This is a genomic window from Pseudarthrobacter sp. MOO13, from assembly GCF_058267655.1.
This window is the reverse complement of sequence record NZ_CM177848.1, coordinates 1,561,745-1,581,034: the sequence shown is the minus strand read 5'-3', so window position 1 is coordinate 1,581,034 and position 19,290 is coordinate 1,561,745. Positions and strand designations below refer to the sequence as shown.

The following is a 19,290-nucleotide window of genomic DNA, read 5'->3' as shown; positions in this document are numbered from 1 at the left end:
TTAGTACTCGTTTGGCCGCCCGGCAGGACGACGTCGGTCAACCTACCTGGTGCAGCCAGCGGACGGGGGCGCCTTCGGCAGCGTGGCGGAACGGTTCCAGTTCCTCGTCCCACGCCTCGCCCAGGGCCAGCGAGAGTTCGTGGTAGACGGCGGCGGGATCGCCCGCACCCGATTCGTAGGCGTAGCGGATGCGGTCCTCCGACACCATGATGTTGCCATGGACGTCGGTGACGGCATGGAAGATCCCTAGCTCTGGCGTGTGCGACCACCGGCCGCCGTCCACGCCCTGGGTAGGCTCCTCGGTCACCTCATAGCGCAGATGCGCCCAGCCACGGAGGCAGGACGCCAGCTTGGATCCCGTGCCGGGGGTTCCGGTCCAGGAAAGCTCCGCACGGAACATTCCGGGCGCGGCAGGCTGCGGGGTCCACTCAAGGTCCGTCCGCTTATCCACCACAGCCCCGATTGCCCACTCGACATGGGGGCACAGGGCTGTAGGGGCTGAGTGAACAAACAGCACACCGCGGGTCATTGCAACAGACATTCCATCCTCCATAGCTCTAGGTACGTCTTCCCCAACGACCTCTGCCCGGATGGAACTGCCGTGCCCTGCACTGCGGCGGTGGTTCCCGATATTCAGGTGTATCAGATAAAGCTGTGTCCGGACTTGCCGAGCCGCTTGAAGCTCAGGGAGCTTCAAGCGGGACTTGAAAGTTGCCGGACGTGACTCTCATTGTGCCGTACGCCGTGGAATTACGCCAGTGCGATGAGCCACACCGTCAGGCCCGGGGGTGAGCCTGCTGGTAGCTCTTCCGCAGGCGGTCAACCGAGACGTGGGTATAGATCTGGGTCGTGGCGAGGCTGCTGTGGCCAAGGATCTCCTGCACGGCACGCAGGTCCGCTCCGCCGTCGAGCAAATGGGTTGCAGCGGAGTGCCGCAAGGCGTGGGGCCCGGACACGGAAGTGTCACCGAGGGCACCGAAAAGAACGTTGACCAGGGTGCGGACCTGGCGTTGGTCAACCCGGCCACCGCGGGCACCCAGGAACAGCGCCGGCCCGCTGGTGCCCGTCGCCAGGGCAGGGCGGCCCCGCCGCAGCCAATCGTCAACAGCGAGGGCTGCCGGTACACCGTAGGGCACGGTACGTTCCTTGTTGCCTTTGCCAATGACCCGCAGCGTCCGGCGGTCCGGGTCCAGGTCGTCGACGTCCAACCCGGCAAGTTCACCTACCCTGATGCCCGTGGCGTAGAGGAGTTCCACGATGGCGCGATTCCGGACGGCCAGCGGGTCACCGTCCAGTGCCGAGTTTTCGAGCCCTTCCAGCATTCGCGCCAGCTGGGAGGCCTGGAGTACTCCCGGCAATGATCCTTCGCGCTTGGGGGCTTTCAGTCGCAGGGCGGGGTCCGTCTCCAGAAGTTCTTCCCGGAGGGCCCAGGCAGTGAATGCCCTGGCCGTAGCGGACCGGCGCGCCAGCGTTGAGCGTGCGGCACCCGCCGAGCTCTGGCTGCCGAGCCAACGGCGGAAGGTTCCTAGTTCAAGGTCCTTCAGCCCGGTCGCGCCCTCGGATGCGGCGTGCGCCAAGAGGCTCCGCAGGTCCCCCAGGTAGGCACGCCGGGTATGCTCCGACACGGCCCGCTCCCCCGACAGGTAGGCGGCAAATGCGTCCAGTGCCGAGCCGAGCTCCTTGGGCAGTTCGTCATGGTCCACTCCTACACTGTCTCAGGCTTGCCCTCGTTCACCGCAGCCGGACACGGTCATACCTTGCCTCGTTTCCAGCCGCCGCGTTCAGAGACGGCCAGTCCGAGCAGCCCCAGCCGGCCGAGGCCGGCGCGCACCGAGTCCTGTCCCAAGCCGGCCACCGCCGAGAGCTTTTCCACCGACGTGGTGGAGCGCAGCGGAAGTGCATCCAGCAGGATCAGGTCCTCCAGGGTCAGCCCGTCCTGCACGGCGGCTGCACCTGGCCGTTGTTCGGGTAGCCCCGCTCCGCTGGGCGCGGCGAGTTCGGCCACTTCCGCGGCATCGGTGACGCAGACCGCGCCGCCGTCCCGCAGGAGCCGGTGGCAGCCGGCCGAGTTGGCACTGTGGACTGATCCGGGGACCGCCCCCACTGCCCGCCCCAGGGTTTCGGCGTGGTGGGCTGTGTTCAGCGCACCGGAGCGCCACCGCGCTTCCACCACCACTGTCACTGACGAAAGCGCAGCAATCAGCCGGTTCCGCTGCAGGAACCGGTACCGCGTGGGAGCCGATCCCGGCGGTACCTCCGCCAGGACCGCGCCTTGGTTGGCCACGGCCCGGAGCAGGTCCTCGTTTCCCGACGGATAGAACCGGTCCACTCCGCCGGCCATCACAGCGATGGTCGGGACGGCCGAGGATCCTCCCGCGAGGGCGGCACGGTGCGCGTGTGCATCGATGCCGTAGGCGCCGCCCGACACTATCGTGAAGCCCCGTTGCGCCAGCGAGTATGCCAGATCCCCTGTTACCGCAGCCCCGTAGCTGGTGCTGTCGCGGGAACCTACCAGGGCGATGGACATGGCTGCGTCCGGCAGCGGGTGTTCCTGACCCCGCCACCAGAGGCACAGGGGCTCCTGGATGCCGAGGTCGGCCAGCTGGGAGGGCCACAGCTCGTCCGTGGGAATGATCAGGCGGCCACCCAGCCGTGCCATCGTGGCCAGGTCACGTTCCGGAGCCAGGTCAGGGATCCGCGGCTGCCAGCGCTTCAAGGCTGCAGCCATTCCCGCCCAGCTGCTCGCCCCGCTGTCAGCCAGCAACGAGGTGATTTCACGCTCCAGGTCAGCCCCGGCCGTGACCCGACCGGTGGCAATCCGAAGGGCATCCGTTGCCCCCGCAACATGCACGAGGGCCAGGCCTGCGGCGTCCTGGGGCTCCATGAGGCGGGACAACGCTGCCCGGGCCAACCGCTCGTCAACCTTTGCTGGATCGTTTGCCACGCGCAGTTCCTTTAGTTTGTTCACGTTTGCCGTCCTCCTCAAGCCACTGCCGCGGCAGCCTGCCGCAAGCCAAGCGCCTGCCCGATGTCGTTGGCGTCCGGCAGGTCCCGCCGGCCCAGGTCGGCCAAGGTCCAGGCCAGCCGGAGGACACGGTCATAGCCGCGGGCGGTCAGGACCCCGCGCTCCAAGGCCTGGTCCAGGATCCGGGTGGCTGCCGGAGCGAGCCGCAAGTCACCGCGCAGGATGCGCCCCGGGACCTGCGAGTTCGTTTCCAGGCCAAAGCACCGCAACCGCTCTCCCTGCCGCTCACGTGCTGCCCTGACCCGCAGTGCGACCGTTGCGGTATCTTCCTCCCGGCCGGCCTGCCCGAACTCGGCCAGGGAGACCCTTTCCACCTGCAACTGGATGTCCACCCGGTCCAGGAGTGGGCCGGACATCCTGGCGAGGTAACGGCGGCGCATCACGGGGGTACACGTGCAGTCCAGGCCTTTGCCGGAGGCCTTCCCGCACGGGCAGGGGTTTGCGGCCAGCACCAGCTGGAAGCGGGCCGGGTAGGCGGCAGTCCCGGCCGCCCGGTGGATCACCAGCTCACCGCTCTCCAGGGGCTGACGCAAGGCATCGAGAACCCGGCGTTCATATTCCGGGGCCTCGTCAAGGAACAGCACGCCGCGGTGGGCGCGGGATGCCGCCCCCGGCCGCGGAAGTCCTGAACCGCCTCCGATGATGGCCGCCGCAGTGGCTGAGTGGTGCGGGTTTTCAAAGGGTGGCCGGCGCAGAAGCTGGACCGCGGACGCCGGCAGGCCGCACAGCGAGTGGATGGCCGTGACCTCCATGGACTCATGGTCACCAAGATCCGGCAAAAGGCCCGGCAACCGTTCCGCAAGCATGGTTTTACCTGCCCCGGGCGGCCCCGTGAGGAGCAGGTGGTGTGCCCCTGCGGCAGCCACTTCCAACGCCTGGCGTGCCTCGGACTGGCCGGCAACATCGGCCATGTCCGGACACGGCCCGGCCGCCGGGTGTCCATCGTCAACATCGTCGGCGTCGTCCGGTTCAAAGTCCAAAGCGAGCTCCTGCGGATCCGCCCCGAAGTCCAGGGCCAGGCGCGCCAGCGTGCGGTAGCCGCGGACACTGGCGCCAGGCACGAGCGATGCCTCGGCAAGGTTTGCCTGCGCCACCACGACGTCCGGATAGCCGGCTTGTACCGCGGCCATTACGGCAGGCAGGATTCCCCGCACCGGCCGCAGCCGTCCGTCGAGGCCGAGCTCGGCAATGAAGACGGTACGTCCGGTGGCTTTGACATCGTTCGATGCCCTCAGCACGGCCATGGTGACCGCGAGGTCGAAACCCGAACCACGTTTAGGCAGCGACGCCGGGATGAGGTTGGCGGTGATCTTCCGGCGGCTGAGCGGGATGCCGGAGTTCTTCGCGGCAGAACGGATCCGTTCCTTGGCTTCGTTGAGGGCCGCGTCCGGGAGCCCGAGGATGACGAAAGCCGGCAGTGTTTGGCCAATGTCGGCCTCCACTTCGACCACGTAGCCGTTCAGGCCTACCAGGGCGATGGAGTAAGTCCGCCCCAGGGCCATCACCCAACCCCCTTGAGGTGCTCCACCACAGGGTGGCCGCCGCCGTCGTCCACCACGGCGATAACGTCCACGCGGCGCAGGGGCATCCGCAATTCCCGGTCGCGGCACCAGGCGGCGCCGAGCCGGTGCAGGCGTGCCAGCTTCTCCGGCCCCACGGCTTCAAAGGGATGGCCAAAGTCCAGGGAGCGGCGTGTTTTGACTTCTGCGATGACCAGCGCGTCACCGTCAAGGGCCACGATGTCGATCTCGCCCTCGGTGCATCGCCAGTTGCGCTCCACCACCAGCATGCCCAGCGTTTCCAGATAACCGGTGGCGAGGTCTTCGCCGCGCCGGCCCAGCAGGTCCTTCGATTTCATGTCTACCTCCGGAACCAGCTTGACGGCGAACCGCTGCAGGGCACAGAAAGGCCCTGCCGTATGTGGACAGGGCCTTTCTGTGGAGGAAGAGTCGGAGCGCTGCTAGTTGCCCAGGTCCACGTCCTTGGGCAGGGCCAGCTCCTCGTTTCGTGGCAGTTCTTCGACGTTGACATCCTTGAAGGTCAGGACCCTGACGCTCTTGACGAAACGCGCTGAGCGGTAAACGTCCCAGACCCAGGCGTCCTGGAGGGTCAGGTCGAAGTAGACCTCGCCGTCGGCGCTGCGGGCCTGCAGGTCCACGTGGTTGGCGAGGTAGAAACGCCGCTCGGTCTCGACAACGTAGGTGAACAGGCCGACGACGTCGCGGTATTCACGGTAGAGCTGAAGCTCCATGTCGGTTTCATAGTTCTCAAGATCCTCGGCACTCATGCTTCCATCTTGCACCATGTCCGGGGGCGCCGGCGCCGGGAGCAGGACTCAGGCTTCGTCCCGCGCGTCTTCGTCAGGAGATTCGGTGCCCTGCAACTCGCCGCCAAGCAGCCGCCAACTGACCCGGTGGTAGGGAGTCGGTCCGGCTGCGCGCAGGACATCACGGTGGGCTGCGGTGGCGTAACCCTTGTTGATGTCCCAGCCGTAATCCGGGTACTCGAGGTGCAATTCGCGCATCATCCGGTCACGCTCCACTTTGGCGATGACGCTCGCTGCGGCCACACTCAGGCACTGCATGTCCGCTTTGACCTTGGTGTGGACGGGCGCTTCACAGGCGGCTTCCACCACCGGCTGGTCGAACAAGGAAAGCTGCTCTGCCGGGGAAAGCCAGTTGTGGCTTCCATCCAGCAGCACCGCTTCCGGAATGATTCCGGCTCCCAGGATGGCCCCCCAGGCACGGGTTCCTGCCAGCCGCAGGGCTGCAATGATGCCGAGCGAATCGATCTCGGCGGCGGTCGCATGGCCAACCGCCGACGCAACGCTCCAGCGCCGCACCAACGGTTCCAGCCGCTCGCGCTCGGCCGGGCTGAGGAGCTTGCTGTCCCGCACGCCCGCCAGCGGTTTTTGGCGCTCCAGGTCCACGACAGCAATTCCCACGCTGACCGGCCCGGCAAGCGCACCGCGGCCCACCTCGTCAACGCCGGCCAGGAGCCGCACGCCCTGGGCCTTGAACGTACGCTCGTGCCGCAAGGTGGGCGCCTTGGCCCCGCGCGCCGGCGTGGCTCCGACGCTTCTGCGCGGCGCTGCTGCGGGGACGGTGCGGGTGGCGGACGGCATGGTCAGCGGGCCGCCGGGACGTTGCGGAACACGTCCGGGTAGTTGTCCAGGGTCTTGATCCGGTTCAGCGGCCACGCTATGACGGCGGCCTTGCCCTCAAGGTCCTTGAGGTCGATGAAGCCGCCGTCGTTTTCCATGTGTGACCGGGAATCCGCCGAATGGTTACGGTTATCGCCCATCACCCACACTTTGCCCTCCGGAACGGTGACGTCAAAGTTACGGACCTGCGGGACTTCGGCGGGGTTGATGTAGGTCTCGTCCACGGCTGTTCCGTTGATGGTCAGTTTACCGCCGGCGTCGCAGCACACCACGTGGTCGCCGGGCAGCCCGATGACCCGCTTGACCAGGTGCTGGTCGGTGTTGTCGGGCAGCAACCCCACAAACGTCAGGCCGTCCTGGACCCAGGTGAACGGCCCCTGGGTTTTTGCTGCTGTTGGCGGCAGCCAGCCCTTGGTGTCGCGGAACACCACCACGTCCCCTCGGCTGAGCGCAAACGGCTCCGGGACGAGGAGATTGACGAAGATCCGGTCGTCCACATCAAGGGTGTTCACCATGGACTCGGACGGGATGAAGAACGCCCGGAAGAGGAAAGTCTTGATGAGGAAGGACAGCACAACGGCGATGACCACGACGGTGGCAATCTCCTTGAGCCACCCGAGCAATGGGTTGCCCGTGGCCTTGCCGGCCGGTTTGGAGCGGGAGCCGCCCTTCCGGTGGGAGTTCGTGCCGGCCTCGGGACTGTCGCCCGGCTCTGCGGGGGTTGGAACGGCCTGGTTCCCTGCGGCGCCGTCATGGCGCGGTTCAGGATTCCGCGCTGGGTTCTCGGGCATTTACCGTCCGTTCTGTGTTGTCGGCCCCACCACTGGCGGCCGCTCTACTGGAGCAAATCTATCAAGGGGCCACAGGATCTGGACCGGCCGGCCGATGACGCGCTCCAGCGGGACCATGCCGCCTCCTGGAGCTCCCAGCAGGCTGCGCGAATCGGCGGATACCGACCGGTGGTCCCCCATCAGCCACAGCCTGCCCTCGGGGACCACCGAGTTGAACTTCTGCGTGCTCGGGACCTCTCCGGGAAAGATGTACGGCTCATCCAGCGGTACCCCGTTCACGGTGACCTTGCCGCCCGCGTCGCAGCAGACCACCGTATCGCCCGGGAGGCCTATGACCCGCTTGACGTAGGTGGTGTCGCTCCCGGTGAGGCCCAGCCACTGGGCGAGGCCGCCCACTGCGTCCATCAGCGGACCCCTGCCGCTGTTCAGGGGCGCGAACGTACCGCGTCCGTCAAAGACGACGATGTCCCCGCGCCTGATGGGGTCGGCCTGGAAATCGGTGCGCGAGACCAGGATCCGGTCACCGCCTTGGAGTAGCGGCTCCATGGACTCGGAGGGAATGTAGTAGACATCGATCCACAAGGAGCGCACCACGCCGCTGATGGTGACGGCAAGGACCAGGGCCAGGAACACAAAACGCCAGCCCATGGTGCGGGGCTGGCGTTTTGTCTGGTGCATGGTCCGTATCCTGGCGCTGGTGGATTGCTCCGGCGCTGGCCGGTCACGGCCGCGTCCCAGCCGAGTGGCAAGTCCGAAAGGAACTTACTTGCCGGTGGCGAAGTCGCGCTTTTCCTTGATCTTCGCAGCCTTACCGCGCAGTGCGCGCATGTAGTAAAGCTTGGCGCGACGGACGTCACCCTTGGTAACGACCTCGATCTTTTCGATGATCGGGGAGTGCACCGGGAAGGTACGCTCCACGCCGACACCGAAGGAAACCTTGCGGACGGTGAAGGTTTCGCGGACGCCATCGCCCTGGCGGCCCAGGACGAAGCCCTGGAACACCTGGACACGGGAGTTCTTGCCTTCGATGATGTTCACGTGGACCTTGAGGGTATCGCCCGCGCGGAATTCGGGAACATCGTTGCGCAGCGAAGCTGCATCGAGGGAATCGAGAATATGCATGGTTGCACTCCTGGTGAACGCCACAGGTCATTCACTTTGGGTCACGGCAGGCAGGTCCGGCCGCCGAAAAGCGGGCCGGATTGTTGCCGCCGAAGTAAAGGGGTCCGGCCGCTTCAATGGTTGATGAGGCCGGTTGTCCGGCTGTTGGCCGCGCTACCCCCTGTGGCAGGTGCGGACCCAGCAGACACAAAGACCAATTTTGCCACAGTGCAGGGGTTACGCCAATTCGGGTCCGGCGCGGGAGCTATTCCTGTACCCCCGGCCCGGCGTCCGGGCGGCGGGCCAACCTTCCGGCCACGATGTCATACCCCAGGTTGTGCAGTTCGGTGCGGTCGGCACGCGGAAGATTGCCGGCGTCGAACGCCTCCAGGAGGTCCGGGCGGCGTTCGGCCGTCCTGCGGTATTGCTCGTGCCGGCGCCACTGCGCGATCTTGCCGTGGTTTCCGCTGAGCAGGACCGCGGGGACCTCGCGGTCCCGCCATACGGACGGCTTGGTGTAGACCGGATATTCCAGCAGGCCGTCGGAGTGGGACTCCTCAACCAAGGACTCAGGGTTGCCCACCACACCCGGCAGGAGCCTGCCGATGGCCTCGACCATGGCCAGGACAGCGACTTCCCCGCCATTGAGCACGTAGTCGCCAAGGCTTACGGGGCGGACGGTGAAGTGCTCCTGCGCCCACTCGATGACGCGCTCGTCGATGCCTTCATAGCGGCCACAGGCGAACGCAAGGTGCTCTTCCTCGGCCAGTTCATAAGCCAGGGCCTGGGTGAACCTCTCGCCGGCGGGAGAGGGAACGATCAGGACAGGTTTGTGCTGCGGATCGGGACGGCCCTGGGCCACCGCTGAGAGGGCCTGCGCCCACGGTTCGGGCTTCATGACCATCCCCGCGCCTCCGCCGTACGGAGTGTCGTCCACGGAACGGTGCTTGTCGGTGGTGAAGCTGCGGAGGTCGTGGACGTGCAGGTCCAGGATCCCGTCCTGGCGGGCCTTGCCGATCAGTGAGAGCTCCAGCGGGGCAAGGTATTCGGGAAAGATGCTGACGACGTCGATCCGCATCTATTCCCGGCCTTCGGGTTCCGGGGATGCGGCGTCGCCGGCGTTCAGTTCAAAGAGGCCGTCCGGCGGGGTGAGCAGGACGAAGCCCTCCTCAAGGTTGACCTCGGGCACAATCTGCTCCACGAAGGGGACCAGGATCTCTTCGCCCGCCGGGGTGGTCACGGTCAGCAGGTCCTGGACGGGCATGGTGGCCAGGGCTGTCACCTTTCCCACCACCTGTGAGCCGACCCGCGCCTGGAGGCCGACGAGTTCGTGCTCGTACCAGCCTTCGTCGTCATCTTCCTCGAGTTCTTCCGTCTCGATGAAGAGCTTGGCGCCGCGGAGGGTTTCGGCCTGGTTCCGGTCCTTCACTTCCGCGAAGCCCAGGAGCAGGATGTCCTTGTTCCAGCGCGCACTGTCCAGCGTCAAGGGCCCGGACGCGGCGGGTTCAACGACGAACTCCGTGCCGGGGACAAACCTGTCGTCGGGGGCATCGGTCAGCACCTGGACCGTGACTTCCCCGCGAATGCCGTGCGGCTTGCCGATCCGCGCCACCTGAAGCTGCATCTGTTCCTCTGTTCCGGGTTGTGGTTGGTGTGGGGTGAAAGCACTGTGTTGATCAAAGCAGTCCGGCCCCTCCACCAGGTGGTGGAGGGGCCGGAGCAGAACTAAGTGTTGCCGAGCGCTCAGCGGCGGCGGTCGGTATCGACGACGTCGACCCTGACCGGTTCGCCGCCGGCCAGTGCTGCCACCACGGTGCGCAGTGCGCGTGCGGTGCGGCCCTGGCGGCCAATCACCCGTCCGAGGTCATCCTGGTGAACCCGCACTTCGAGGGTGTCCCCGCGGCGGTTGTTCTTCGAACTGACCTTGACGTCGTCCGGGGAATCAACGATTCCACGGACCAGGTGCTCCAGCGCTTCTGCCAGCAATCTACTCAGCCTCGGTGGTCTCAGCTTCGGCGTCGGCCGGGGCCTCGGCAGCGTCAGACTTGGAGGCCTTCTTGGTGATGGCTTCCGGGATGATGACCGAGCCCTTCTCCGGCGCTACGAAAGCGTCCTTCGCGACCTTGGTCTTGAGGGTGCCTTCCTGGCCCGGGAGGCCCTTGAACTTCTGCCAGTCACCGGTGATCTTCAGGATGGCGGCAACCTGCTCGGACGGCTGGGCGCCGACGGACAGCCAGTACTGGGCACGCTCGGAGTTGACCTCGATGAACGAGGGCTCTTCGGTGGGGTGGTACTTGCCGATCTCCTCGATGGCGCGGCCGTCACGCTTGGTGCGTGAGTCCGCGACGACGATGCGGTAGTACGGGGCGCGCATCTTGCCGAAGCGCTTAAGGCGAATCTTTACGGCCACTTTTGTGGTCACTCCTGTTTCAGAAAAGGGGTGAACCCGGCGTTCTGCACCCGTGGGGCGGGCCGTACTTGCGGGTTCGAAGGACAGGATCCGGACGCGGAGAGAGGGGCCACGCAGATCGAGTACCTGTTTATTGTGCCAGATCAGCGAACTTATTTCGACTCGGCGTCGCGGCGCTTCGCGCCGGCGCCGGCCGCGGGATGGGCCCTGCGGCGCCGGTCAGGCGGACCAGACGTACAGCCCGGTCCGCTCGGCGTCGTCCAGCCCGGCCGCGAGCCTGGCGAGCTGCTCCACGTAGGTCCGGGCCTGGGCCGCGCCGAAGGGCATGTCGTCCTGCGCGGCCCACTGCTCGGCGACGTCCTCGAGGACGTTGCCCTCGCCTTCGGTCTCGTAGGACAGGAGGTCGGCCAGCGCACGGACCATGGCAGGCGGAACTGCCAGGAGGGAGTCACTGGCGACGTCCACCATGGTCAGCTCATAGTCGGCACCACCGGCGTGGACAGCAGTCCCGGCGAGGTCGCCGAGCTGTTCGATTTCGAAGTCGCTGACTCCCTCGATCCGCACGGCATGGCTGCCAGGACCGGCGTTTGCCGCGGGCGCGCTCCCTGCGTCAAGGAGGCCGGCGCGTTTGAGCGCGGCGTCATGGGTGGCAACAAAGATCTCGGTGAAGCCCATGGCTGTTTGCCCTTCTTCCGTTGGCGGAACTGCGCGCCGGGCGCTGCCTGCGTCCCGGCCGTACGGAATCAGCCTAGTAGCTGGGCACCGGCAGGCGCACGCGCCGGGCCGGGGCCGCAGATGGCAGTTCGCGGCACCGGCCGGCCTCCGCCGGCAGCGCAGCTCAGCGGACGGCCACCCGCAGCCGGTTGCGCCACGGATCCTCGAACCGGAGTTCGGCACCGGTGTGGTGCGCGGTCACTCCGGCGACCTTGAGGCGGTCAGCCAAGGCGCCGACGTCGTCCCCTGACGGAACTTCGATGAGGACTTCACCCAGCCCAAGGGTGTCCTTGCGGGGGCCGGCCCCGCGGCTGTTCCAGACGTTCATGGCCATGTGGTGGTGGTACCGCCCGGCGGAAACGAACAAGGCCTGCCCGTGCCAGCCCGCCGTCTTTTCGAAACCGAGGGTGCCCACGTAGAAGTCGCGCGCCGTCTGGACATCTCCCACCTGGAGGTGGACGTGCCCCACGCCTGCGGCCGTCACGCGCTGGCCCTCAAGCGATTCCTCGGTGAGGTGCTGCTCCAGGTAGCGCTGCGGGGGAAGGGCAAGGCTGTCCATCACCACGTCCGTCCCGTTCCAGGACCAGTTGCTGCGCGGCCGGTCCCAATACAGTTCGATGCCGTTGCCTTCCGGATCGGTGAAGTAGAAGGCTTCACTGACCAGGTGGTCGGCGCTGCCGGTGAAGGACATCGGCTCGTATTGGGCCGCGGTGGCGATGGTGGCGGCGAGGGAGGCCTGGTCTTCAAACAGCAGCGCGGTGTGGAAGAGTCCGGCCTCTCCCCTGCCGGGCAGGTTCAGCCCGGGGGCCGGAGCCAGGTGCACCAGGGGGCGGCCAAGGCGGCCCAGGTACAGTCCGCCGTCCTGCTCGGCCACCACCTCCAGGCCCAGTGCGCGCTGGTAGTAGTCGGTCATGACCTTCATGTCCCCCACCTTGAGCATCACCGTGCCCATGGCGAGGTCGGCAGGAAGCAGGTCCTGGCTGTTGGCTGATGCGGTCATTGGAGGCTCCTTGGATTGGCGGCCGTCCCGATGGCGGCCTGTCACTTCTTAAAATTACTTGAAGCTTCAATTTATTCCAAGTCCCGGGGGCCACGTTGGGTCAACGGATAATGCGGCCGCCCAGCACGACGTGTTCCAGCCTGCCGATGGTCTCCGGGACCGCCCGTGGGTCCTCACGACAGACGATCACATCGGCGCGTGCGCCTTCTTCCAGGCCGTCCGCTCCGAGCCAGCGGCGGGCTGCCCAGCACGCTGCATCCAGCGCTGCAGTCATCGGCAGGCCCGCACCGTGCAGGGCGAGGATTTCGTCCGCGATGCGGCCGTGGCCGATGACGCTGCCGGCGTCTGTTCCGGCGAAGATGCGCACCCCCGCTGCGTGGGCCTCGGCCACGCGCTCCAGCCTCCGCTCCCAGAGGGACCGCATGTGGGCTGCGTACCGTGGAAACTTCGGCTCCGCTTGGGCGGCAATGTCCGGGAAGGTGGCGATGTTGATGAGGGTGGGCACGATCGGCACGCCCTGCCCGGCGAACCGGGGCAGGTGCCGTGGCAGCAGCCCGGTGGCGTGCTCGATGCAGTCGATGCCGGCGTCGAGCATCTGGTCCAGGGTGTCTTCGGCGAAGCAGTGGGCCGTTACCCGGGCACCTTCGTCGTGTGCAGCCTGGACCGCGTCGCGGACGACGGCGGCAGGAAAGGACGGCGCCAGGTCACCGGCGCCCCGGTCGATCCAGTCCCCCACCAGTTTGACCCAGCCGTCCCCGTCCCGGGCCTGCTTGCGCACGGCCTCAACGAGGTCCTCGGGTTCGACCTCGTGGGCGAAACCGCGCAGGTAGCGCCGCGTCCGGGCAATGTGCCGGCCTGCGCGGATCAGCACCGGGAAGTCCTTGCCGCCCTGCATCCAGCGCGTATCGGCGGGCGAACCCGCATCACGGACCAGGAGGGTTCCGGCGTTGAGGTCCGCAAGCGCCTGTTCCTGCGCTACGGCGGCCTCCACCGGACCGGCCGGCCCCAGCCCGATATGGCAATGGGCGTCCACGAAGCCCGGCAGTACCCAGCCGTCGAATACCCGGTCGGGTGGCTGTGCGGGCGGGCGGAACGTGAGCTTGCCGCCCACGGACCAGAGTCCCTGCCGCAGGCTGTCCGGTGCAGCCAGGACGGGTCCGCGAAAGTGAATGATTCCTGCCATCCGGGCATCCTTTCGTTGCCCGGTCAGGCTAGCATCATCGATTGTTACAACGGGCTTCCGGAGGGCTGTGGTAGCTTCGTTGCTGACCACACGGGTGCCCCTGCAGGGGCTGAGATCGGGCTGCCGCAGCCTGCGACCGTTGAACCTGTCCGGGTAATGCCGGCGAAGGAAGTGAGTATTCCCTTGAGTACACAAAACACCCAGTTGAACCCTGCCCTGGTGCCGTCCGGTTCCGATGCGGCCAACGGACCCGGCACCGGATCCAGTGGCGAATCCCACGTCCAGGTGACGCAGTCGCTGAAGTCGCATTCACTGGCTTACATCGACGACGCCGGTTCCGGCATCCGGGTCCCGGTCACCGAGATCGCGCTGGAGCCATCACCCAACGGGCAGCCGAACGCACCTTTCCGGACCTACCGGACGGCCGGACCGGGAAGCGACCCCGTCCGCGGCCTGGAGCCCTTCCGTGCCGAATGGATCGTGGCGCGCGGGGACACCGAGGCCTACACCGGCAGGGAACGCAACCTGCTCGACGACGGCCGCTCGGCCGTGCGCCGGGGCGCTGCCTCCGCGGAGTGGAAGGGTGCCCGGCCGGTGCCCCGCCGCGCCGTCGACGGCCATACGGTGACCCAGATGCACTACGCCCGGCAGGGCACCATCACGCAGGAAATGCGTTTCGTGGCGCTGCGGGAAAACTGCGACGTGGAACTGGTCAGGAGCGAGGTAGCCGCCGGTCGGGCCATCATCCCGAACAACATCAACCACCCTGAGTCCGAGCCCATGATCATCGGCAAGGCGTTCCTGGTGAAAATCAACGCCAACATCGGTAATTCTGCCGTGACGAGCTCCATCGCCGAAGAGGTGGACAACCTGCAGTGGGCCACCCAATGGGGTGCCGACACGGTGATGGACCTGTCCACGGGGGACGACATCCACACCACCAGGGAATGGATCATCCGCAACTCCCCTGTCCCGATCGGAACGGTTCCGATCTACCAGGCACTGGAAAAGGTCAACGGCGAAGCCAACGCGCTGACCTGGGAAATCTTCCGGGACACCGTCATTGAGCAGTGCGAGCAAGGTGTGGACTACATGACCATCCACGCCGGTGTCCTGCTGCGGTACGTCCCGCTCACGGCCAACCGGGTGACGGGCATCGTCTCGCGCGGTGGTTCCATCATGGCCGGCTGGTGCCTGGCCCACCACCAGGAGAACTTCCTGTACACGCATTTTGACGAACTTTGCGAAATCTTCGCGAAGTACGACGTCGCGTTCTCCCTGGGGGACGGGTTGCGGCCCGGCTCCACGGCGGACGCCAACGACGCGGCGCAGTTCGCTGAACTGGATACGCTGGCCGAGCTGACGCAGCGCGCGTGGGAGTACGACGTCCAGGTGATGGTCGAAGGCCCCGGGCACGTACCGTTCCACCTGGTCCGGGAAAACGTGGAGCGGCAGCAGGAGCTGTGCAAGGGTGCGCCGTTCTACACGCTCGGTCCGCTGGTGACCGATGTCGCGCCCGGCTACGACCACATCACCTCGGCAATCGGGGCCACCGAAATCGCACGGTACGGCACCGCCATGCTCTGCTACGTCACGCCCAAGGAACACCTGGGCCTGCCCAACAAAGACGACGTGAAGACCGGCGTCATCACGTACAAGATTGCGGCCCATGCAGCGGACCTGGCCAAGGGACACCCGGGGGCGCGCGAGCGGGACGATGCTTTGTCCAAGGCCCGGTTCGAATTCCGCTGGCGCGACCAGTTCGCGCTGTCGCTGGACCCGGAGACGGCGGAATCGTTCCACGATGAGACGTTGCCGGCCGAACCCGCCAAGACGGCGCACTTCTGCTCCATGTGCGGACCCAAGTTCTGCTCGATGCGGATCAGCCAGGACATCCGGAATGAATACGGCTCGGCTGAGGCGCAGGCGGCGCTCACTGAGGCGGCGTCGGGGATGCGGGCGAAGAGCCAGGAGTTCCTGGCCGCCGGCGGCAAGGTCTACCTTCCGGAGTTGCAGGTGCCCGCCGGCAGCTAGGAGGCCCGGGCCGGCTCGCTGCGGCTGACCTCGCCGATGAACTGCCTGATGGTCCGGTCGCCTTCCACCGAATCATGGGGCCGGTGCCCGCCCGCGGCAACGCGGTGCAGGGCACCGGTCTCCCGCAGGTAACCGGCAATCTCCTCGTACAGCGGCTCCCAGCCCCCGGTCAGGACCAAGGTGGGGACCCCGGGAACAATATGCAGGGGCGCTTCCCACGACGGGACCTGGAGCCGCAGCCGGCGCGCGGACCGTTTCTCCTCCGCGGTGGCAGGCTGCTGCAGGTCCGTGGCATAGACCCGCCGGACGAACTCCCGTTGGAAGTCCTCATCACTGAGCTGGTGGCGGACCTCGAGAAGCGGCTTCATCAGGCTGATGTGTGCCGCCGTGGCCGGCAGCTCCGCGGTCAGGGAGAGGCACGCCGGTTCCACCAGGGTCAGGGAGTAGACGAGGTCAGGGCGTTCGACGGCCGCCATCATGGCAGGAATGGCTCCCTGGGAGTGCGCCACCACGTGTCCGCCGGCGGCGCCGCGGCCATCATCGGCCAGGGACCGCAGCACGATGGCAGTGTCCTCGGCAAATGATGATTCCACCGGCTCCGCGACGGCGTCATAGCCCTGGCGGCGAAGGAACAGGGCGTCGAAAGACAGCGCCATGCCGTGCTGGCGGGGCCACGCGGCGGCGCCGAAAGCACCGGCGCCGTGCACGAAAACTACCCGCTGCTTGAACATGACCCAACCCTATTCCACGGCACCGACATCCGTGGGGAACTGCTACTTGCCCAGGAACTTGTCGAAGCCCTTGGGGAGGTTCAACTGCGACGGATCGAAGTCGCCGCCCTGCTGGCCGAACGCGGCACCGGTGGGCAGCGCCTTGCCCGCATTGGCGCGCCGGGCCTCGGCCTCCTTGCGTTCCTGCGCAGCCTTGGCCGGATTGCCGGACTTCGCCTTCTTCTTCGGCGCGTTCTTGGCGTTCTTCCGCGCACCCCCACCGGCACCGGGCATACCCGGCAACCCGGGCATTCCCGGCATGCCGCCCTGGGCCATCTTCTTCATCATCTTCTGGGCCTGCGCAAAGCGTTCCAGCAGGCCGTTGACCTCGGAAACGTGGACGCCGGAGCCGCGGGCGATGCGCGCCCGGCGGGATCCGTTGATGATCTTCGGGGCGAGGCGCTCGTGCGGCGTCATGGACCGGACGATTGCCTCGACGCGGTCAATTTCGCGCTCGTCGAACTGCTCCAGCTGCTGCCGGATGTTCTGCGCGCCCGGCATCATCATGAGCATCTTCTTCATGGAGCCCATGTTGCGGATCTGCTGCATTTGGGCGAGGAAGTCCTCGAGGGTGAAATCTTCCTGGTCGGCGAACTTCTTCGCCATCCGGGCTGCTTCGTCCTTGTCCCAGGACTTCTCGGCCTGCTCAATGAGGGTGAGGATGTCGCCCATGTCCAGGATGCGCGAGGCCATCCGGTCCGGGTGGAAGAGTTCGAAGTCGTCCAGGCCTTCGCCGGTGGAGGCGAACATGACCGGCTTCCCCGTCACCGAGGCGACCGACAGTGCGGCACCGCCGCGCGCATCGCCGTCGAGCTTGGACAACACGATGCCGGTGAAGTTGACGCCCTCATCGAAGGCGAGGGCCGTGTTGACCGCGTCCTGGCCGATCATGGAGTCGATCACGAAGAGGACTTCGTTCGGGACGATGGCGCGGCGGATCTGGCGGGCCTGCTCCATCATATCCGCGTCGACGCCCAGGCGGCCGGCGGTGTCCACGATCACGACGTCGTGCAGGGTGCGCTTGGCTTCCTCGACGCCGGCACGGGCAACGGCGACCGGGTCACCGGCAGGGTGGTCCAGCTCGGTGGACGTGGCGCCGGGGTGCGGGGCGAAAACGGGCACGTTGGCGCGCTGGCCCACCACCTGGAGCTGGGTGACGGCGTTGGGGCGCTGGAGGTCGCAGGCCACCAGCATGGGGCTGTGACCCTGGGCCTTCAGCCACTTGGACAGCTTGCCGGCCAGGGTGGTCTTGCCTGCACCCTGGAGGCCGGCCAGCATGATGATGGTGGGTCCGCTCTTGGCCAGCCGGATCCTGCGGGTTTCGCCGCCCAGGATCTCCACGAGTTCCTCGTTGACGATCTTGACGATCTGCTGGCTGGGATTCAGGGCAGCCGAGACCTCGGCGCCGAGCGCACGTTCGCGGACCTTCCCGGTGAACTCGCGGACCACCGGAACGGCGACGTCTGCGTCCAGCAGGGCACGGCGGATCTCGCGGACCGTGGCATCAACATCGGCCTCGGTGAGGCGGCCCTTGCCGCGGAGATTTTTGAAGGTTGCTGTCAACCGGTCAGAGAGTGAATTGAACACGCGCCGTGAACTTCTTTCAAGAGATGATCGGGACTCGACTACCTAGGGTATCAAGTCAGCCACGTCAGATGGCATGCTGGCAAAATGACGAGCCAAACATCTGTGCAGACATTGCTCATCCTCGGCGCCTCCGGCGACCTCACCGGCCGGCTCCTCCTTCCCGGCCTTGCCCGGCTGGCGGCGGCGGGCCGGGCGGAAGGACTCCGGCTGGTAGGTGCCGGATCGGATCCCTGGACCAAGGAACAGTGGCAGGACCGGGTCCGCTCGTCCTTCGCCGCCGCAGCCGGCGCGGCGGACGGCCCGGGGAAGGAAGCCCTCGAAGCACTGCAGCAGGAAACGGCCTACCACCAGGTGGATGTCACGGCCAAGGATGCCCTGGCGTCCCTGCTCGCAGGGCTCAAGGGCCCTGTGGCCGTCTACTTTGCACTTCCGCCCCGCATCAGCCAGCAGGCCTGCGAGACACTCCAGCCGGAGGAGGTTCCCGAGGGCACCCGGCTGGTCATGGAGAAGCCGTTCGGTTCCAGCGAGGAGTCGGCGCGCTCCTTGAACCGTACGCTCGCCCGACTGGTTCCGGAGGACCACATCCACCGCGTGGACCACTTCCTGGGCAAGGCGACAGTGCTTAACATCCTGGGCCTGCGGTTTGCCAACAACTTCCTGGAGCCGGTGTGGAACCGGCAGCACGTGGAGAAAGTGGAGATCTTCTTCGATGAGGACCTTGCCCTTGAGGGCCGGGCCCGCTACTACGACGGTGCCGGCGCGCTCCGCGACATGATCCAGAGCCACTTGCTGGAGGTCATGGCCCTCATGGCCATCGAACCTCCAGCCACTATCGGCGAGCGCGACCTCCGCGACGCGGTATCCAGCGTGCTGCGGGCCAGCAGCGTCCGTACACCGTTCACCGGCACTACCCGCCGGGCGCGCTATACGGCGGGATCGATTGCAGGGAAGGCCGTCCCCGACTACGCAAAGGAGGCGGGGGTGGATCCCGGCCGAGGAACGGAGACGCTTGCGGAGATCCAGGTGGACATCGACAACTGGCGCTGGCGGGGAGTGCCGTTCATCCTGCGTTCCGGAAAGGCGCTGGGCGACAAGCGCAAGGAGGCGGTGGTCACCTTCCTTCCCGTACCCCACCTGCCGCGGGGATTCACGGGGGTGGACTCCCCCAACCAGCTGCGGATCGGGTTTGGTCCGGACACGCTGGAGTTCGACGTCGACGTCAACGGCCCGGGGAACATTTTCAGCCTGGGCCGGGTCACCTTGGAGGCGGAGTTGAGTGCCTCAGACCTGCTGCCGTACGGGGAGGTGCTGGAGGGCGTCCTGACCGGAGACCCGTTGCTGTCTGTCCGCGGCGATACCGCGGAGGACTGCTGGCGGATCGTGGAGCCGGTGCTCACGGCGTGGGCGAAGGGTGAGGTCCCCTTGGAGGAGTACGACGCCGGTTCGGCCGGCCCGGCATCGTGGCCCACCAACCGCGAAACGGGCGCGGGCGGCGGCGACTGATAAGGGAAG

Annotated in this window: 21 protein-coding genes and 1 riboswitch; of the genes, 2 read left to right on the top strand and 19 right to left on the bottom strand. The window is 66.8% G+C overall.

Translation table 11 applies throughout. The features are described 5' to 3' along the window. Positions 1-37: 37 nt before the first annotated feature. The 17 genes from AC4EEO_RS07380 to AC4EEO_RS07300 form a co-directional block, all read right to left on the bottom strand. Positions 38-541 (bottom strand): DUF3145 domain-containing protein, encoded by a 504-nt coding sequence (locus tag AC4EEO_RS07380; protein ID WP_026264214.1) that lies wholly within the window; start codon positions 539-541, stop codon positions 38-40. 235 nt (positions 542-776) lie between these two features. Then, on the bottom strand, positions 777-1,703 hold the full coding sequence (locus AC4EEO_RS07375) for a tyrosine recombinase XerC (RefSeq protein WP_491340181.1): 927 nt from the start codon (positions 1,701-1,703) through the stop codon (positions 777-779). Between the two features lie 47 nt (positions 1,704-1,750). Further along, positions 1,751-2,884, bottom strand: coding sequence for a DNA-processing protein DprA (gene dprA / locus AC4EEO_RS07370; protein ID WP_491330838.1), 1,134 nt, complete (start codon positions 2,882-2,884; stop codon positions 1,751-1,753). A gap of 98 nt (positions 2,885-2,982) precedes the next feature. Further along, positions 2,983-4,527: a YifB family Mg chelatase-like AAA ATPase gene (locus AC4EEO_RS07365; protein ID WP_018759990.1), complete on the bottom strand. Its 1,545-nt coding sequence runs from the start codon at positions 4,525-4,527 to the stop codon at positions 2,983-2,985. Then, the gene (locus tag AC4EEO_RS07360) at positions 4,527-4,883 is read right to left on the bottom strand and encodes a YraN family protein (protein ID WP_018759991.1); all 357 of its coding nucleotides are present in this window, start codon (positions 4,881-4,883) and stop codon (positions 4,527-4,529) included. The genes AC4EEO_RS07365 and AC4EEO_RS07360 overlap by 1 nt, the downstream gene beginning before the upstream one ends. A 102-nt stretch (positions 4,884-4,985) precedes the next feature. Continuing rightward, entirely contained in the window at positions 4,986-5,312 is a 327-nt protein-coding gene (locus AC4EEO_RS07355) for a DUF2469 domain-containing protein (RefSeq protein ID WP_018759992.1), read from the bottom strand. Between the two features lie 48 nt (positions 5,313-5,360). Beyond that, positions 5,361-6,149: a ribonuclease HII gene (rnhB, locus tag AC4EEO_RS07350; RefSeq protein WP_240617729.1), complete on the bottom strand. Its 789-nt coding sequence runs from the start codon at positions 6,147-6,149 to the stop codon at positions 5,361-5,363. A gap of 2 nt (positions 6,150-6,151) precedes the next feature. Beyond that, positions 6,152-6,979 (bottom strand): signal peptidase I, encoded by an 828-nt coding sequence (lepB, locus tag AC4EEO_RS07345; protein ID WP_018759994.1) that lies wholly within the window; start codon positions 6,977-6,979, stop codon positions 6,152-6,154. After that, the gene (lepB, locus tag AC4EEO_RS07340; RefSeq protein WP_285319851.1) at positions 6,980-7,657 is read right to left on the bottom strand and encodes a signal peptidase I; all 678 of its coding nucleotides are present in this window, start codon (positions 7,655-7,657) and stop codon (positions 6,980-6,982) included. 84 nt (positions 7,658-7,741) lie between these two features. After that, a complete protein-coding gene (gene rplS / locus AC4EEO_RS07335) occupies positions 7,742-8,101 on the bottom strand; it encodes a 50S ribosomal protein L19 (protein WP_018759996.1) in 360 nt (119 codons plus the stop codon). 244 nt (positions 8,102-8,345) lie between these two features. Next, positions 8,346-9,158 (bottom strand): tRNA (guanosine(37)-N1)-methyltransferase TrmD, encoded by an 813-nt coding sequence (trmD, locus tag AC4EEO_RS07330; RefSeq protein ID WP_491340180.1) that lies wholly within the window; start codon positions 9,156-9,158, stop codon positions 8,346-8,348. Further along, positions 9,159-9,704: a ribosome maturation factor RimM gene (gene rimM / locus AC4EEO_RS07325; RefSeq protein WP_133830843.1), complete on the bottom strand. Its 546-nt coding sequence runs from the start codon at positions 9,702-9,704 to the stop codon at positions 9,159-9,161. 119 nt (positions 9,705-9,823) lie between these two features. Beyond that, positions 9,824-10,066 carry an RNA-binding protein gene (locus AC4EEO_RS07320; protein ID WP_018759999.1) on the bottom strand — a complete coding sequence of 81 codons (243 nt, stop codon included), beginning with the start codon at positions 10,064-10,066 and terminating at the stop codon, positions 9,824-9,826. 1 nt (position 10,067) lies between these two features. Beyond that, the gene (gene rpsP, locus AC4EEO_RS07315) at positions 10,068-10,490 is read right to left on the bottom strand and encodes a 30S ribosomal protein S16 (RefSeq protein WP_018760000.1); all 423 of its coding nucleotides are present in this window, start codon (positions 10,488-10,490) and stop codon (positions 10,068-10,070) included. 219 nt (positions 10,491-10,709) lie between these two features. Beyond that, positions 10,710-11,165, bottom strand: a complete 456-nt coding sequence (locus tag AC4EEO_RS07310; protein WP_491340179.1) for a hypothetical protein — start codon at positions 11,163-11,165, stop codon at positions 10,710-10,712. Positions 11,166-11,328: 163 nt separating this feature from the next. Continuing rightward, the gene (locus AC4EEO_RS07305; RefSeq protein ID WP_133830845.1) at positions 11,329-12,204 is read right to left on the bottom strand and encodes a VOC family protein; all 876 of its coding nucleotides are present in this window, start codon (positions 12,202-12,204) and stop codon (positions 11,329-11,331) included. Positions 12,205-12,304: 100 nt separating this feature from the next. Further along, complete coding sequence (locus tag AC4EEO_RS07300) at positions 12,305-13,387, bottom strand: amidohydrolase family protein (protein ID WP_491340178.1); 1,083 nt, start codon at positions 13,385-13,387, stop codon at positions 12,305-12,307. An 80-nt stretch (positions 13,388-13,467) separates the two neighbouring features. Next, positions 13,468-13,575, top strand: a riboswitch (TPP riboswitch). Between AC4EEO_RS07300 and thiC the strand changes: the two genes are divergently transcribed. Beyond that, the gene (gene thiC / locus AC4EEO_RS07295; RefSeq protein WP_491340177.1) at positions 13,571-15,421 is read left to right on the top strand and encodes a phosphomethylpyrimidine synthase ThiC; all 1,851 of its coding nucleotides are present in this window, start codon (positions 13,571-13,573) and stop codon (positions 15,419-15,421) included. It overlaps the preceding riboswitch by 5 nt. On the opposite strand, the gene AC4EEO_RS07290 is transcribed toward thiC, so the two are convergent. After that, positions 15,418-16,152, bottom strand: a complete 735-nt coding sequence (locus tag AC4EEO_RS07290) for an alpha/beta hydrolase (protein WP_018760005.1) — start codon at positions 16,150-16,152, stop codon at positions 15,418-15,420. The genes thiC and AC4EEO_RS07290 overlap by 4 nt on opposite strands. 42 nt (positions 16,153-16,194) lie before the next feature. Continuing rightward, complete coding sequence (gene ffh / locus AC4EEO_RS07285) at positions 16,195-17,778, bottom strand: signal recognition particle protein (protein WP_491340176.1); 1,584 nt, start codon at positions 17,776-17,778, stop codon at positions 16,195-16,197. Positions 17,779-17,862: 84 nt separating this feature from the next. On the opposite strand from ffh, the gene AC4EEO_RS07280 reads away from it, so the two are divergent. Continuing rightward, complete coding sequence (locus AC4EEO_RS07280; protein WP_285319860.1) at positions 17,863-19,281, top strand: glucose-6-phosphate dehydrogenase; 1,419 nt, start codon at positions 17,863-17,865, stop codon at positions 19,279-19,281. Positions 19,282-19,290 lie beyond the last annotated feature (9 nt).